Origin of the sequence: Virgibacillus halodenitrificans (genome assembly GCF_001878675.1) — a bacterium.
GTDB lineage: Bacteria > Bacillota > Bacilli > Bacillales > Amphibacillaceae > Virgibacillus_Q > Virgibacillus_Q halodenitrificans.
In genome coordinates, this window is the sequence record NZ_CP017962.1 from 494,271 (window position 1) to 510,957 (window position 16,687).

The 16,687-nt window shown below is 37.4% G+C and carries 12 protein-coding genes, 1 pseudogene and 1 riboswitch; all 13 genes and pseudogenes read left to right on the forward strand.

Going from position 1 to position 16,687, the window contains the following annotated elements; translation table 11 throughout:
* Positions 1-167 precede the first annotated feature (167 nt).
* The 13 genes and pseudogenes from BME96_RS02665 (at position 168) to BME96_RS02725 (ending at position 16,409) form a co-directional block, all read left to right on the forward strand.
* Entirely contained in the window at positions 168-1,259 is a 1,092-nt protein-coding gene (locus tag BME96_RS02665) for a nitric oxide synthase oxygenase (RefSeq protein ID WP_019375593.1), read from the forward strand.
* Positions 1,260-1,547: 288 nt separating this feature from the next.
* Complete coding sequence (locus BME96_RS02670; RefSeq protein ID WP_019375594.1) at positions 1,548-3,104, forward strand: spore germination protein; 1,557 nt, start codon at positions 1,548-1,550, stop codon at positions 3,102-3,104.
* A gap of 1 nt (position 3,105) precedes the next feature.
* Positions 3,106-4,218, forward strand: coding sequence for a GerAB/ArcD/ProY family transporter (locus BME96_RS02675; RefSeq protein WP_071648204.1), 1,113 nt, complete (start codon positions 3,106-3,108; stop codon positions 4,216-4,218).
* On the forward strand, positions 4,205-5,395 hold the full coding sequence (locus BME96_RS02680; protein ID WP_071648205.1) for a Ger(x)C family spore germination protein: 1,191 nt from the start codon (positions 4,205-4,207) through the stop codon (positions 5,393-5,395). The genes BME96_RS02675 and BME96_RS02680 overlap by 14 nt, the downstream gene beginning before the upstream one ends.
* Before the next feature lie 238 nt (positions 5,396-5,633).
* Positions 5,634-7,130, forward strand: coding sequence for an amidase (locus tag BME96_RS02685; RefSeq protein ID WP_071648206.1), 1,497 nt, complete (start codon positions 5,634-5,636; stop codon positions 7,128-7,130).
* Between the two features lie 180 nt (positions 7,131-7,310).
* Positions 7,311-8,837: an AbgT family transporter gene (locus BME96_RS02690; protein ID WP_071648207.1), complete on the forward strand. Its 1,527-nt coding sequence runs from the start codon at positions 7,311-7,313 to the stop codon at positions 8,835-8,837.
* A gap of 505 nt (positions 8,838-9,342) precedes the next feature.
* Positions 9,343-10,581, forward strand: coding sequence for a hypothetical protein (locus BME96_RS02700; RefSeq protein ID WP_071648209.1), 1,239 nt, complete (start codon positions 9,343-9,345; stop codon positions 10,579-10,581).
* Positions 10,582-10,608: 27 nt separating this feature from the next.
* Positions 10,609-10,779 carry a hypothetical protein gene (locus tag BME96_RS19490; protein WP_156035934.1) on the forward strand — a complete coding sequence of 57 codons (171 nt, stop codon included), beginning with the start codon at positions 10,609-10,611 and terminating at the stop codon, positions 10,777-10,779.
* A 164-nt stretch (positions 10,780-10,943) separates the two neighbouring features.
* Positions 10,944-11,216, forward strand: a pseudogene (locus BME96_RS02705) (KGG domain-containing protein); the annotation flags it as partial.
* 88 nt (positions 11,217-11,304) lie between these two features.
* Positions 11,305-11,649, forward strand: coding sequence for a KGG domain-containing protein (locus BME96_RS02710; RefSeq protein ID WP_082388012.1), 345 nt, complete (start codon positions 11,305-11,307; stop codon positions 11,647-11,649).
* 319 nt (positions 11,650-11,968) lie between these two features.
* A complete protein-coding gene (locus BME96_RS02715) occupies positions 11,969-12,931 on the forward strand; it encodes an AAA family ATPase (protein ID WP_019379010.1) in 963 nt (320 codons plus the stop codon).
* Positions 12,931-14,196: a DUF58 domain-containing protein gene (locus BME96_RS02720; RefSeq protein ID WP_060679649.1), complete on the forward strand. Its 1,266-nt coding sequence runs from the start codon at positions 12,931-12,933 to the stop codon at positions 14,194-14,196. Before BME96_RS02715 ends, BME96_RS02720 begins: the two co-directional genes overlap by 1 nt.
* On the forward strand, positions 14,196-16,409 hold the full coding sequence (locus tag BME96_RS02725) for a transglutaminase TgpA family protein (protein ID WP_060679652.1): 2,214 nt from the start codon (positions 14,196-14,198) through the stop codon (positions 16,407-16,409). Before BME96_RS02720 ends, BME96_RS02725 begins: the two co-directional genes overlap by 1 nt.
* A 58-nt stretch (positions 16,410-16,467) precedes the next feature.
* A riboswitch (purine riboswitch) is annotated at positions 16,468-16,569 on the forward strand.
* The last annotated feature ends 118 nt before the right edge of the window (positions 16,570-16,687 follow it).

Genomic DNA, 16,687 nt, shown 5'->3' on the forward strand with positions numbered 1-16,687 from the left:
AGTAGCTGATTATCCCTTAATAGGGGCAATCAGCTCTTTTTATGTTGTATGGAGTATGTGAAGGCGCTAAAAAATAGATGTCAGTATTTTGTTGAAAAGAATCAAATACGCCTTCGTTGTATCTGTTAAACTGGATTAATATAATATGCAAAGTTAGGAGCAACAGGATGAACAACCAAACGCTTATTCAAGAAGCTGAATTGTTTATACAACAAGCCTATACAGAACTTGGTAAATCTACGGAAGAGATCGAAAGTCGTTTGAAGTCGGTCCGCCATTCTATTGAATTAACTAATTTTTATGAGCATACATTGGAAGAATTATCTTATGGTGCGAAAGTAGCTTGGAGAAATTCTAATCGCTGCATCGGGCGGTTTTTTTGGGAGAATTTGAATGTAGTGGATGCAAGAGGAATGCATACAAGTAAGGAAGTCTTTGGGTGTCTCCTTAATCATATTGATAAAGCAACCAACGAAGGAAAAATCCAGCCATTGATTACTATTTTTCAACCTCAAAAAAATGGACATTCTCCTATAAAAATATGGAACCACCAACTAGTGCGTTATGCAGGATATAAAACAGAAGATGGAATCATTGGTGATCCAGACTCCCTTCAGTTTACCGAGAAGTGCATGGAGCTTGGATGGCAGGGAGAAGGAACGATGTTTGATGTTCTTCCGCTTGTTATTCAAATAGATAACGGTAAACCTGAATATATGGAAATACCTAAAGAGCTTATTATGGAGGTTCCTATTCAGCATGCGGAGTATGACTTATTTGGCGGGGAGGAGATAAAATGGTATGCGGTACCTATCATCTCCGATATGCGATTAGAGATAGGAGGCGTTCATTACACAGCGGCTCCTTTTAACGGATGGTATATGGGAACGGAGATTGGAGCGAGAAATCTGGCGGACACCGAACGATACAATCTATTACCAACCATTGCAAAGCAAATGGAATTAGATATGAAGCGGCTAGGCACGTTATGGAAGGATCGTGCCTTAGTTGAGCTTAATTCAGCCGTTCTGGACTCGTTTAAAAAACGTGGTGTCACGATTGTGGATCATCATACTGCCGCAAATCAATTTCGTTTATTTGAACAGAAGGAAGAAAAATGTCAACGGCAGGTAACCGGGAAGTGGTCCTGGTTAATTCCTCCAATGTCACCTGCGACTACACATGTATTTCATCGTCCGTTTAATAACACAGTAAAGAAACCAAATTATTTTTATCAAGATAAATATTATACTGATTGAATGGGAATAGAGGTTGACCCAGAAAACAAAATCCGAACTGATTCAAGGTAATAATGAATCATGGTTCGGATTTGTTTTTTGTGAAAAATTAATTAAACCTTTTCTAGATCGGGGCACCAATACTTTAGAATGGTCTTCTTTAAAATTTAATTATCTTATTACTTTTCATTAAAGACAAAAGAGTTATGGGATAAAGCTTTTTATCCAATTACTTTTATATTTGCATACTCTGCAGCATGCAACGTATAAAATACCTTCATTATGGAAAAGAAAGGAAGAAGGGAATTAATGAAGGAACGAGGAGATAAAATGGTACGCCGTTCTTTTTTTAGAAGAAATAAAAAAAATCCTTCTTCAAATCAAAAAGAAAATTTTACTATTAAAATAGGAAATGATTTGGAAAAGAATCTTTCAAATGTAAAAAATATGCTGGATGATGCAGAAGATCTCATCATTCGCCATTTCACTAGTGGATCGCACAAGCTTGCTATTGTGTGCTTAGAAGGTTTGGTTGATAAAGAGTTCGTCCAGACGCACGTTATTCGAAACTTACAGGAAACGAATGATGATTTATCTGATCCTGCCCAAACCTTGGATGTTTTTTTTCAGAAAATGATCTCCCTAACTTCTATTAAGTATGCCCAGAGCCTTGATGATATTTCTTATGGGCTACTATCAGGGAATACTGTTCTTTATTTAAATGGCATAGATCAAGTTTTAATTTTGGGCACGAGTGGCGGTAAAACCCGAGAAATTCAGGAGCCCGTCTCCGAATCGTTAATTCGTGGGCCTCGTGATGGCTTTGTGGAAGATATTCAAACGAATATTTCCTTGCTGCGAAGGTACATTCGTGATCCGAACCTTCGATTTAAATCACATGAAATAGGGAGAAGGTCGAAGCAAAAGCTTGTTGTTGCTTTTATGGATGGTATTACGGATCAAGACCTTGTGAAGGAAGTTAATCGTAGGTTGGAGACCATCGATATTGATTTTGCGCCTGAAAGTGGTTTTGTGGAACAGTGGATTGAAGATAGTTTTTTATCCCCATTTCCTCAATTTATGAATACGGAAAGACCTGACAAAGTATCCGCAGCACTTATGCAGGGAAAAATAGCTATTTTATTAAATGGAACTCCCTTTGTGTTGACTGCACCTACTACTTTAGGAGATACGTTGCAATCGCCAGAGGATTATTATGAACGTTGGTCAGTTAGTTCATTAATTCGTATTCTCCGATATTTAGGTGTTTTTATTTCTATGTTTCTACCAGCTTTCTATATTGCCTTGGTCTCCTATCACCAAGGAATGATTCCAACTAAGCTAGCATTTTCTATTGCAGCTACGAGAGAAGGGGTTCCATTTCCCTCTTTCGTAGAAGCTGTATTAATGGGAATTACTATGGAATTATTAAGAGAGGCGGGGGCCAGGCTTCCGCAGTCAATCGGTCAAACAATTGGTATTGTAGGAGGCTTGGTAATTGGAGATGCTGCTGTTAGGGCAGGAATTGTAAGTCCCATTATGGTAATTGTGGTGGCCTTAACGGCTATTTCTTCTTTCACATACCCGGCTTATAGTATAGCAATCGCCTTCCGCATGCTTCGTTTTGCTTTTATGATTGCTGCAGCACTATTAGGACTGTACGGGATTATTCTCTTGTATATAGCAATTATGATTCATATTGCCAATTTAAAGAGTATTGGGGTCCCATATTCTGCTCCATTCTCTCCAACATTTATTGATGACTGGAAAGACCTAGTGATAAGAGCCCCTATTACCTTATTAAAGAACAGACCAGTAACAACACAAACAAGAGATAAAGTTAGGATTAAAAAGGAGAACAGCTGAAATGAAGAATTTTAAATATGCCGATGAACAAATTAGTCCATTTGAAATTCTAATTGCTGTCCCTTCTATAGTTATTGCGGTTGGTATCTTGATCTTACCTCGAAGCTTGGCTAGTGTGACAGTTTCCTCTGATGGGTGGGTCGCATTACTTATAGGAGGGATTTTGGCAATATTTGTTACTTGGGTTACAGCAAAAGTCGCTGCCGCATTTCCCTCACAGAACTTTATAACATATGCAACTACCTTAGTAAAAAGACCGATAGCCGTTATTCTTACATTTCTATTTGCGATTCAAGGAATTATCTTAACAGCTTATGAAATAAAACAGGTTTCTTATACATCACAGCAGTATCTCTTTGATCGAACCCCAATGGAAATTATTAGTTTATCGTTTCTCTTGCTCGTTGTGTATGCAGTTGCTGGAACAAGAGCTGGAGTATTTCGCCTGAATGTCATGTTTTTACCTATCATTATATTCGTTACGATTATTTTAATATTATTTTCGCTTGTTTTCATACGTTCTGAGAATATTTTACCTGTGTTTCAAACTGATCTTAAAGGTTATTTTTGGGGGTTAAGAGAGAGTACGATGGCATATACAGGATATGGCATATTATTTTTTTATATAGCCTTTGTGAGGAATTCTAAGCAGGCACCTAAAATGGCTGCTGCTGGAATGACCATAGCTGTCGTATTATATATTCTTATCTTTCTAACGTGTATCGCTGTGTTTGGTAATGTGACTACTGCCAACTTAATGAGCCCTACGGTTGAACTTGCCAAGACCATTGAAATACCTGGAGGGATTTTGGAAAGGTTTGAATCTATCTTTTTTATGATTTGGATTATGGCCATATTTAATACGGCTGTTATCGCTCTGGATATCGCTGTACTTGCAATTACTTCCATCTTTCCCTCTATAAATAAATTTAAATTACTATTATTTCTTTGCCCAGCAACTTATTTTATCAGTGAGCTACCTAATAATATTACCGAGCTGGAGGTAATGGGAGAAATAATGGGTACCTATAGTGTTGCGCTCTCATTAAGTGTGCTGGTGTTGTTGTTAATCATGATGAAAGTGAGAGGTGTGAAAAATAGTGGTTCAACGTAAGTACGTTTGCACACGAATAATAGTACTTTTTATACTTATTTTTTTGTCAGGTTGCTGGGACAGAGTCGAAATAGAGGAACGAGGTTTTGTGATTGGATCAGGAATTGATTTGGCAGAAGAGCAGGGAGGGGACCATACGCAGGTAACATTAACGAACCAATTTGTAATACCTGCTGGGTTAGGTACCCCCTCGGAAGGTGGAGGAGCAGAGCAAAAAGCATTTACGAATCTATCTGCAAGTGGAAATAGTGTTTTTGATATTAATCGTAAAATGGCAAAACTCACCAACAGAACGCCATTCTATCAACACTTAAAGATAATCGTTTTAGCAGAGGAATTGGTGATGAAACCCTATTTACTTGAGGATGTAATGGATCTATTTATTCGCGATCAGGAAATGCGTCGGGGTGTGCACGTTGTCATTGCAGAGGGAGAGGCGAGAAAGATCCTGGATATAGAACCTATGAAAGAAAAACTTCCAATGCTTTATATTGAATCCATGCTAAAAAATAGTTATAAAAATGCTGAGATAATAGAAGAGATTCACGTTAATGATATACACCTATATTTATTAGACACAAAAAGTTATATCATTCCTCTAATAACGATGGAAGGGAATAAAATTGCTTACAAGGGGGTTGCTGTATTTCAAGGGGAAGAGGATAGAATGGTTGGGAGTTTAGTAGGAGATGATCTTGTTGGCTTAAATCTTGTAACGGGTAAAGTTAAAGAAGGAAGTATTGAAGCAGAGGTAGAAGGTAAGTTAATGACGTTAGAAATATTGGATGCATCACGAAAAATAAAAGTAAAAAGTAAGAGTAAAGAAAAGGTGGTATTTTCAGTTGATATAAAAATAGCTGCCTCCATAGCAGAAACATTTGGCTCAGAGGACTTTACTAAAAAACGAACACTTAAAATCATAGAGAAAGCTTTAAAAGAAAAAGTCCACAAAATTGTAAATCAAGCTATAGTTAAGGTTAAGGACGATTTAAAAGTTGATGCATTCCGACTTTCCAGTGAGCTTTATCAGAAGCATTACCCATTTTGGGAGGAAATAGAAGAGGATTGGGATCGAGGAGAGAATATTTTCTCGAAAAGTGAGATTGAAGTAAAGGTTCAAACAGAAATTAAAAATGCAGGGGTTACAAACCGAACAGAAAAGGAGGGGGAAAAATAGCTCATGCTGGATATCTTATTGAATAGACTTCCACCCCCAATTGTATGGTTTTGTACGGTAATGGCTTTCATTGTTCCATATCTTATTCAAAAAGTGAATCTTCGTCTACATAAGTACGGAGACCCTCCATGGAAGAAAAAAAGGCCTTAGTTGTAGTTAACTTACTCTGTCTTTTTTTTGGCTTGGTACGTGTGCCATGATACTATATGGATAAAGTACAAGCCAAAGGAGTGCAGAAATGAAGGTTGAGACATATAAGCAGTTAGATGCAACAGACTTAGCTGAATTAATACAAAGCAAAGAAATAAAACCAGCAGAAATAGTGAATGCAAGCTTTCAACAGCTAGAAAAAGTAAATCCTGTCTTGAATGCCGTTGTACATGAGCGAAAAGCGAAGGCACTGAAAGAGGCAGAGAAAATTCAATTGAATCAGGGGCCGTTCGCCGGTGTTCCGTTATTGTTAAAAAACATTTCCCAGCACGTAAAGGGTGAACCATTAACTTCAGGGTCAAAATTATTGCAACAGTCCATTTCCAAGCATGATTCCAATTTAGTTGGAAAAATGAGAGAAGCCGGATTTCTATTTATAGGTCACACCAATACACCAGAGTTTGGCTTAAAGAATATTTCAGAACCGGAACTTTATGGACCAAGTAGAAACCCGTGGAATACAGAACATTCTCCAGGCGGTTCCAGTGGCGGTTCAGCAGCTGCTATCGCTGCAGGAGTTGTCCCATTAGCAGGTGCTAGTGATGGCGGTGGGTCCATCCGCATTCCAGCCTCTTTTACTGGTTTGTTTGGTTTAAAGCCAACTCGTGGACGTACTCCAGTTGGGCCAGGAACTGGCAGACAGTGGCAAGGGGCTTCCATTGATTTTGTTTTAAGTAAAACAGTTAGAGACAGTGCAGCTATGCTTGATTTGCTTCAGATCGTTCAGCCAGAGGCAGCCTTCCATACACCACTTTTTGAAGGAAGATATCAGCAAGCGATCACAGAATCGTTTTCTTCTCCATTGCGTATTGCATTTACTACAGAATCACCTGTAGGTACGCCTGTATCTGACGAGGCTAAAGAAGCGGTTAGGAAGACGGTGAAATGGTTGGAGGAGCAAGGGCACTTTGTAGAAGAAAAAGCCAATGATGTAGATGGAATTGAATTAATGAGAAACTATTATTTAATGAATAGTGGAGAAATTGCTTCTCTTGCTACACAGCTTGAGAAGGCTACAGGCAGAACGTTGAAGCCAGAAGATGTAGAAATTGAAACATGGTTATTAAATGAAGCGGGAAAATCAGTTACGGCAGCAGAATACGCTGCAAGTCTGGCAGCCTGGGATGAAGCTGCTGCTCTGATGGCAGATTTCCATCGCACATATGATTTTTATATCACCCCTGCAACAGCCTATGCTGCACCAAAGGTTGGAGAATTAACTCATACACAAGAAAGCCAGGCACAATTAAGAGAAGATATCCAACGGAGGGATAAAAATGGGGAGCAGGAGCTGATTTATGACATGTTCCTCCCAAGTCTTACCTACACACCATTTACACAATTAGCTAATTTGACCGGGCAGCCGGCTATGTCGGTTCCATTACATCAAACCTTTGATGGACTTCCTATAGGGGTTCAAGTAATGGCTTCAAAAGGAAAAGAAGACATGCTCTTAAAATTGGCATACATGCTGGAGCAGGATAAATTATGGAAAGGAATGAAGGGTAACCCTTATTTTGTATAAAGAATATTAAACTTATAGACTATTAACTATTTTTCCTATGGGCAATCTTATGAATACTTTCACTAGTAACACTTCTCGTTTAACCATTTAAATAAATAAGAAACCCCTATATAATGAAGTGTGGATATACATCGAGATAATTATCAGAATATTATCCATAATATAGGAAGGGGTTTCTTTATGGTGAAACAAAAGAAGGGTCTTTTTCAACGTTTCCTGGATATGATTGAAACTTTAGGTAATAAGCTACCACATCCAATTACGTTGTTTGCCATTTTGGCATTACTTGTTGTTCTATTATCAGCATTGCTTTCTCCACTTGGAATTAGTGTAGAACATCCAGGTAAAGAGGGAGAAATGGTTGAAATAAACAACCTCTTAAGTTCGGAAGGTATTCAATACATATTTACGAGTATGACAGATAACTTTATTGGATTTGCGCCGCTTGGTGTAGTTCTAGTAACAATGCTTGGAATTGGTGTAGCTGAAAGAACTGGGCTTATAAGCGCGTTATTACGAGGATTCGTATTATCAGTTCCAAAACGCTTTATTACGGCTGGCTTGGTATTCGCAGGTATTATGTCCAGTGTCGCTTCCGATGCGGGATATGTTGTATTACCTCCACTAGGAGCTTTAATCTTCGTAGCACTTGGCCGTCACCCATTAGCAGGTTTGGCAGCAGCATTCGCTGGGGTTTCTGCCGGATTTAGTGCCAACTTATTTCTATCAGCTACGGATGCTTTACTAGGGGAACTAACGATAGCTGCTGCCTCTATTATTGACCCTGCCTATGCTGAGGGTATGAATATAGCAATGAACTATTACTTTATTATTGTGTCTGTATTCATTCTTACTTTTATTGGTGCATGGGTAACAGAGCGAGTAGTAGAACCTAGATTAGGAAAGTATAAAGGAGATCAAAAAGAAGAATTAGAAGGTCTCCAACCAATCGAGAAAAAAGGTTTAGTTTGGGCAACATTATCGCTTATTGTTGCACTGATTATCATGTCTTTCTTAATTGTACCTGAGAACGCTCCAATGCGTGGAGATAACGGAGAAATTATTCAATCTCCATTTATGAGCTCACTTGTACCTATCATTGCAATTCTATTTTTCGTACCAGGTCTGGTATATGGAAAAATAACAAAAGTTATTCGGAATGATAAGGATGTAGCAACTCAATTATCAGATACAATGGCTTCCATGGGAATGTTTATTGTACTAGCGTTTACTGCAGGTCAATTTGTTGCTTTCTTTAATGAATCACATATGGGCTTGGTGCTTGGTGTATACGGTGCCGAATTCCTTGATAGTATTAATTTGTCTGGAATTCCACTTATTCTCGCCTTCGTTGTAATTACTGCCTTTATTAATCTGTTCATTGGTAGTGCTTCAGCAAAATGGGCGATGATGGCTCCGATTTTTGTACCAATCATGATGCAGCTGGGTTACTCACCAGAACTAACCCAAATGGCTTACCGGGTTGCTGATTCAACAACAAATATTATCACACCATTAATGACGTACTTTGCGATTATTATTGCATTTGCACAGAAGTATGATAAGAAAATGGGAATTGGAACATTAATTTCTGTTATGCTACCATACTCTCTATATTTCTTGATTGGATGGACCATCGTATTGATTGTCTGGATGCTTTTCGGCATCGATCTTGGACCAGGTTCACCTATTCTATATAATAGCTAAATCAAAAGCATCACTCTATCACAGAGTGGTGCTTTTTTCGTTCATTTTTTCTACTTAACTGGTGAGTAAAGATGTATATCTTAATTTAGATAAACTACGACGTAACTTGGTAGTAGTTTATCTCATTTTAAGGAGATGAATGGACCCCATTGATTTCCGCTGCAGGGGGACGCTTTCCACCGGCATGGCTTCAGCCGCTTCCTCCGCTACGCTTCGTGCAGGGTCTTCTGCTCATGCTATTCCGGCAGGAGTCGCCCCCTTCCGCTCCAATCAATTCGTACACAGCATATTCTGGGGTGTGCAGACGCAATTTTTCTTCCTAGGTATAATAGTAAATAGTAGCGCAGTATTTTTCCGTAGCGGTGTTATTTAGCTATTTTATATTAATTGGGAAATAAGTATTCACTACGTCGCAATTTCCTCCTACTGCGACTTCTAAATTTTCCATCTTTGTTTCAAAGTAATAGGGAAGGGATACATATTTGGTAAGGAGGGCGGTATCAAAATGACAGCAGAAGTAGCGATAATGAATAAGTTGGGTATGGCACTTGCAGCAGATAGTGCAATTACAAGTGGCAGAGATGGTGTCCAAAAAGTATACAATTCAGCAAACAAACTTTTTTCTTTATCCAAACAACATCCAGTAGGAATAATGGTATATGGAGCAGCCTCCTTTATGGAGGTGCCTTGGGATATCATTATTAAATCATACAGAGAATACCTGGGAGATAAGAAATTTGATAATCTCTCCTATTACTTTGAAGATTTTCTCGATTTTTTACGACAAGACAACCGTTTTGGCAGGGAAGATATTGAACATATTATTGTATACCGGACTTTTTCTGATATTCTTAAACGGCTAGTAAGGGGAGTGGAAGAGGAAGTCTCTTCATTAGATGATACCAGTGAAATCACCACTATTCTAACGGAAACAGTGAAAAAACAACTAAATGAGTATAAGCAAAAAGAAGATTGGTTAGAGCTGGATTATACAACTTTTCAAAAATCGTTTAACACGGTAGTTACAGAAGTTAGGGAGGAGTTAATTGTATATGAAACGCCGGGAGAATTAAATGCGCTTTTGAGTGAGTTGGCATTTGAAGTAACCAAATCTGACTATTTTAGTCTCGGTAGTACGGGTATCGTATTTTGTGGTTATGGAGAGAAAGAAATTTTTCCTCATCTACTGAACTACCGGTTAGAAGGATTTGTGAATGGACAATTAAAATATAAAAAATTAAAAGACAAGGAAATAAGTTATACTTCAGATAAAAAGGCAGGGACAGCAGCGATCCTGCCATTTGCGCAGAGGGAAATGGTAGATTCATTTATGTACGGTATTGAACCAACGATGGAGGATACCATTTTCGGTATTGTAGAAGAGGTTCTAACAAATTACCATGAACAAATTAAAAAGCATTTGAATATCGACTTAACAGACGAACAGGTTAAGGAAACTATGAGATTGGGTAATGAAATGTATGAGTCTATCCAGTCTTCTGTCAATGAATATCAACAGTCCAACTATATTGAACCATTGCTTGGTGTGGTGCGCTCGCTACCAAAAGAAGAATTGGCTGAGATGGCTGAAGCTCTTGTTAACTTGACTTCCTTTAAAAGAAGGGTAACAAGAGCTACAGAATCAGTAGGACCACCTATTGATGTTGCGGTGATAACCAAAGGAGATGGATTTATTTGGATGAAACGGAAAAACTACGTGAATTCCGAAATTAATGCTTTTTAATAAAAGTATATGGAGAGGCGGTTGAATATGGTTAAAAAGGAAAAACCATATAATCAAGCATTGTTTAATTTATCCGAGCAGGATCGATTGGAACTGGATTTAGAGGATCAATCACAAAATGAAAAAGCTGAAGTCATTGATAAGGTATATAAAAAGTTAGACGAAAAGAATAAAAAAGTTAAAAAAAATAACGTTTAACAAATGGGATATCGTGGAATTCCATGTAGTGTAGCGCATTAAATTACAACCCGGGTTAATAGTTGCTACGAAATTTCAAGTCAAAATGTAGTTTAAAAGTATTTATATGTGGAACCCAAAATACTGTAGAAGCTTATTAAACTATTCAAAAGGAGATGTTAAGTATGGCTAAAAATAATGAAAAGAACAACAAAATGTCTCTAGAAGAAGCAGGTAAAAAAGGCGGAAAAACTACAGCAAAGAAACATGACCAAGAATTCTATGAAGAGATCGGTCAAAAAGGCGGACAAACTACAGCTAAAGAACATGATAAAGAATTTTTCCAGGATATTGGTAAAAAGGGTGGAGAAACTACCGCCAAAAATCATGACCAAGAATTCTATGAAGATATTGGACAAAAGGGTGGCGAAAAACGAGCCCAGCAAAGAAAAAATGATTAAAAATAATTTAATTTAAAATAAATATGTCGTAGCTGAAAATGTTTACAGTAAAACCGTTAAAAATACTTGGAAGGAGATGTTAAGCATGGCTAATAATAATAAAAAGAACAACAAAATGTCTCTAGAAGAAGCAGGTAAAAAAGGCGGAAAAACAACAGCAAGAAATCATGATCAGGAATTCTATGAAGACATCGGTCAAAAAGGCGGAGAAACAACAGCAAAGAATCACGATCAGGAATTCTATGAAGATATCGGCCAAAAAGGCGGAGAAACAACAGCAAAGAATCATGATCAGGAATTTTATGAAGATATTGGCCAAAAAGGCGGAAAGACAACAGCAAAGAATCACGACCAGGAATTCTATGAAGACATCGGCCAAAAAGGCGGAGAAGCTAGAAGCCGCCAAAGAAAAAATAATGGAAATTCCTAATTAAATAAATGAAAAAAGAGAAGGAGCATGCATAGCTCCTTCTCTTTTTTGTTCTCTATTAATTAAAACCCACTACGGCAGAGAGTTTTATCCATTACTTTCAACCCCCTTCCTCTCGTATAACTAATAGTTTTAAAGTACGTATAAATATATACTTAGAGGAACATACTTAAGAATAAACGAAGCGTTAAGAGGTGTTTGGTCAAAGAAGAAATTTCATAGAAAAGTAACTTGAAAGTTCTCTTTCGTTTCATAACCATTTTTAGTATAGTTATAGTATAAAAGGAACAATTGTCTTCATCCAGAGAGGGGTCTTTATATGATGCAGGAATTAACCGTATATAATGAAAAAGTCGGAAAAATAATTGACAATATAAACAAAGTAATGAGTGGAAAAGAAGAGGTGGCAACTCTAAGCCTTGTAGCTCTTTTGGCTGAAGGACATGTCCTCTTAGAAGATGTTCCTGGTGTAGGGAAAACCATGTTAGTCAAAACGATTGCTAAATCTTTGGATTGTGACTTCAGAAGAATTCAATTCACCCCAGATCTCCTACCTTCAGATGTTACCGGCATTTCTATTTATAATCCCAAAGAACTAGAATTTGAATTTCGTGGAGGGCCTATTCTAGGAAATATCATTCTAGCAGATGAAATTAATCGTACCTCACCAAAGACCCAGTCATCCTTACTTGAAGGCATGGAAGAAAAAAGTGTTACAGTTGATGGCAAAACTATTCCGTTAAAGCAACCTTTCTTTGTCATGGCAACCCAAAACCCAATTGAATATGAAGGTACATATCCACTTCCTGAGGCTCAGCTTGACCGCTTTATTTTAAAGCTAAAAATGGGATACCCAAGTATGGCGGAAGAATTGGAAATGCTTCAACGTACGTCAAAGCAACACCCGCTGGAAACGATACATGCAGTAATGTCCAGAGATGAACTGATTGAACTTCAACAGGAAGTAAAAGAAATATATATAGATAAATCAATCCAACAATATATTATTAATCTGGCAACTGCTTCAAGAAATAATCCATTAATCTATCTTGGGGTTAGTCCAAGAGGGTCCATTTCGTTAATGAAAGCCGCTAAAGCTTTTGCTTATATAAATAATAGAGATTATGTGCTGCCTGATGATATTAAATTTCTTGCTCCATATGTACTGTCCCACCGAATTATTCTGCACTCAGAAGCAAGGTATGACGGTGTAACGAACGAAGAGGTTATCCACTCTATTATTAAAAACACGCATATACCAATCCGAAAGGAATTTGGTTGATGAAAAAGAAGCTTCGATCAATCGGTAACTTTGTTTTTATTATTGCACTCTTCCTCGTCCTATTTTCGTATGCAATGTTTCAGGGGGGATTTGTAAGCTGGTTCTTATTTTTTAGTTTTCAACCAATCTTTTTATATCATGTTGGTTTACTTCTTTATCCGATAAAAGGTTGGAAGGTTACTCGCACAGTATCTCGATATATGGCTCAAGCGGGAAGTGACGTAACAATTACAGTAAATATAAAACGGGCATTTCCGTTTCCTTTATATTATTGTATCTGTGAAGACGTCTTCTCTGATACCTTGGGATTAATAGACAATCGGCAAAATAAATATCAACATTTTAATGACAGTGAAAAGTTAAAAGTGAACAGGGAGAGGAAAAAAGTTATCTTTCCTTCTTTTAAGCGGACATTCTCATTTAGTTATAATCTTAAGGATGTACCAAGAGGAGAACATGTTTTTTATGGAATTCGAATACGTACAGGGGATGTATTTGGTTTTGTTAAAAAAGACCACATGTATTCGGTAAGAGACCAGCTATTGGTGTATCCAAATGAACGGCCAATTGAATTAAAGGAACAAGTATCGAGTTATGAACAAGGCTCGACATCTAGCTCGTTTCTTCATTTGCAACAAACAAATATAGCTGCAGGTATACGTGAATATATGCCAGGTGATAAATTTTCATGGATTGATTGGAAACAATCAGCAAGGACGAACACATTAATGACTAAGGAATTCGAGCAAGAAAAAAGTTCAGAATTGCTGCTTGTTCTTGATGCATGTGAACATGGAAATATGAATTATCTGGCATTTGAGGCAGCGGTAGAGCTTTCCTATTCATTAGTTAAGGTTTTCCAACAGCGTGCAACGCCTGCAGAACTGATAACGATAGGTAGAAAAAGTAAATCTTTTTCATTACAGAGTGAAATTACCGCCAATGAATCAGTTAGACAACATTTAACAAAGATTCAGCCAAGTGGAGATGCTGAATTCACTTCCAGTTTTTCCGAAATGCTGCTCCACTTGAAAAATAAATCCAGCTTAATCATTATCACGGTCAATTTAGATCATTTAATTAGTGATAAGGTTAAAAAGTGGAGACAACAAACACCAAATATTAGCATTATCCTAATTAAATCTACTGTAGAAATAACAACAATGCTTAAGAAGCAAATTCAACAATTGGAGTTATTCGGAATAAATGTAGAAGTTCTCACGGAAAAAGAACTAGTTAATAACCCTGTGGAGGTGAGCTTGTAATGAGCACAGCAAATGGAGACAGATCAATTATATATTCTTCTCTCCTATATACCCTGGGTTTTCTTTTGTTTTTGGAATGGTTGTATCCCGTGGAAGATATTACGGATACGGGCAGTTTAACTATTTTTATCTTATACGCTTTATTTTGTTTTGCTATATCCATGATACAAATAAAGTGGTGGATTTCTTTTTTACTAAAAGGCATGGGCTTATTTATTGTTGTAAATGCCTTATTTATAGAGGCGAAATTTTTAGGTGTGAAGTGGTTTTCCGTATTGTTTGGTGACTTATTTACTAATGTCGAAGCATTATTTAGCCAGCAATTTTTTCAGTTTACTCCTTTATTTAGAAGTGTTCTCTTTTTGCTGTTAATTTGGTTAATGAGCTATCTTCTCTATTATTGGTTTGTAATCATGAAACGGATATTTTTATTTATTTTACTGACATTTATTTATATAGCTGTATTAGATACATTTACTGTTTATGATGCTACACTTCCAATTATACGTACATTTATCTTAGGTTTTTTGGCATTGGGAATTGCTAATTTTATGAAAGAATTGAGAAAAGAAGCTATTCATTTCTCATGGCTGAAAAAAACTACAGTTTGGCTTGTTCCGTTAATTGTTATCGTATTTCTTTCGACTATTATCGGTTATGCCGCACCGAAATTTGAGTCTCAGTGGGCAGATCCGGTTCCTTTTATTAAAAGCAAAGCAGAAAATGCTGGCATGTCAGATAGAGGCAGTAGTATTCAAAAAGTAGGGTATGGGGAGGATGACTCCCGGCTGGGAGGGTCTTTTGTCCAGGATTACACCCCTGTATTTCAAGCTGCTGTTACAGATGAGCATTATTGGCGGATTGAAACAAAGGATACCTATACAGGAAAAGGGTGGGAAGCATCAGATGGTCCTGATTACCAACAGATTGCTAACCAAGGGACGTCCTTTCGTTCTATGTTCGAGTTTGAAAACGTAGAGACGGAGAAAATGGAAGCAATGATTGAGTTCCAAGGAAATACGTCTATAAAGAAATTGATTTATCCGTATGGAACATCACAGGTTTTTGCCGCAGGTGTGGATTATTTTCTAGATCCATTTACTTCTTCTATTGAACCAAGAATTGAAAACGAAGCTGTGGTTTTGGATAATTATACTATATCCTATGATAATCCTTCTTTTGCTATCAATGAATTGAGAAAAGCGGATCAAACAACTAATGAGGACATAGAAAATCCGCAATACACCCAATTACCTGACACATTACCTGAGCGTGTTTACGACTTGGCAGAGGAAATTACAGCTTCTTATGATAACCGCTATGATAAAGCAAAGGCAATAGAGCGATATTTCAGCACGAATGGTTTTGAATACCAAACAACAGATGTACCTGTTCCGAAAGCAAACCAGGATTATGTAGATCAATTTTTATTTGATTCCAAGATGGGTTATTGTGATAACTACTCTACATCAATGGTTGTTATGCTGCGTTCGTTGGGAATACCAGCACGCTGGACGAAAGGTTTTACGAGCGGAGAGATGATCCAAGGTGAAGTAGGAGGAGCCAATGAAGAGACATTTGATATATATGAAGTAACAAATGCAAATGCACATTCCTGGGTGGAAGTTTATTTTCCGGAAAACGGATGGGTGCCTTTTGAACCAACACAGGGATTTTCGAATTTGGCAGACTTCCGTACAGAGATAAATAATGATGTTGCGCAACAGGAAGAAGAGATGATGGAAACACCGGATAAGGAAGAAGATGAGGCACCTAAACCAGACGAATTGCCGAAGGATGTGGATGAAGACTTAGCAAGTGCTTCTGACCAGTCATCATGGGATTTTTCTTGGCAAAGTATTACTATTCTCCTGCTTATCATCAGTCTTCTTGGCTATCTTATTTATAAGACTCGTTTTCGTTGGAAGACACATTTCATTCTCATGAAGTTTAGAAAGCATCCGGACAGTAAAAATTATCAAGAGGCATATCACCACTTAATGAGGGTTTTAGAGCATAAAGGGTTAGGAAAGAAGACAGACGAAACGTTGAGAGAGTATGCGCGAAAGATTGATGTAAGATATACTACTGATGAAATGTGGAGGCTAACCTCTCAATTTGAAAATATCCTATATCATCAGCAGCAAAATAAATCTGTTCCATTAGAAGTAACACAATTATGGAAAAATTTAATCAAACGGATAATGGCTTGACCTGTTTGATGAAGGTTAGTAGAATAAGAACATACTTGAGCAAGCATGTTCATGCTAATATTGAAGTTATATATGCCGTCGTATATCCTCGATAATATGGATCGAAAGTTTCTACCGGGACACCGTAAATGTTCTGACTATGAAGGCAGATTTCTATAAAGGTTGTTATTTGTTTCATAGACCTGGATCTCTGCCTTTTTGTAGTTTTTTACTGCAAAAAGTTGGAGATCCATTTTTTATTTACGGATTGATCTGACCTGTTGCTAATAAATGGGCAT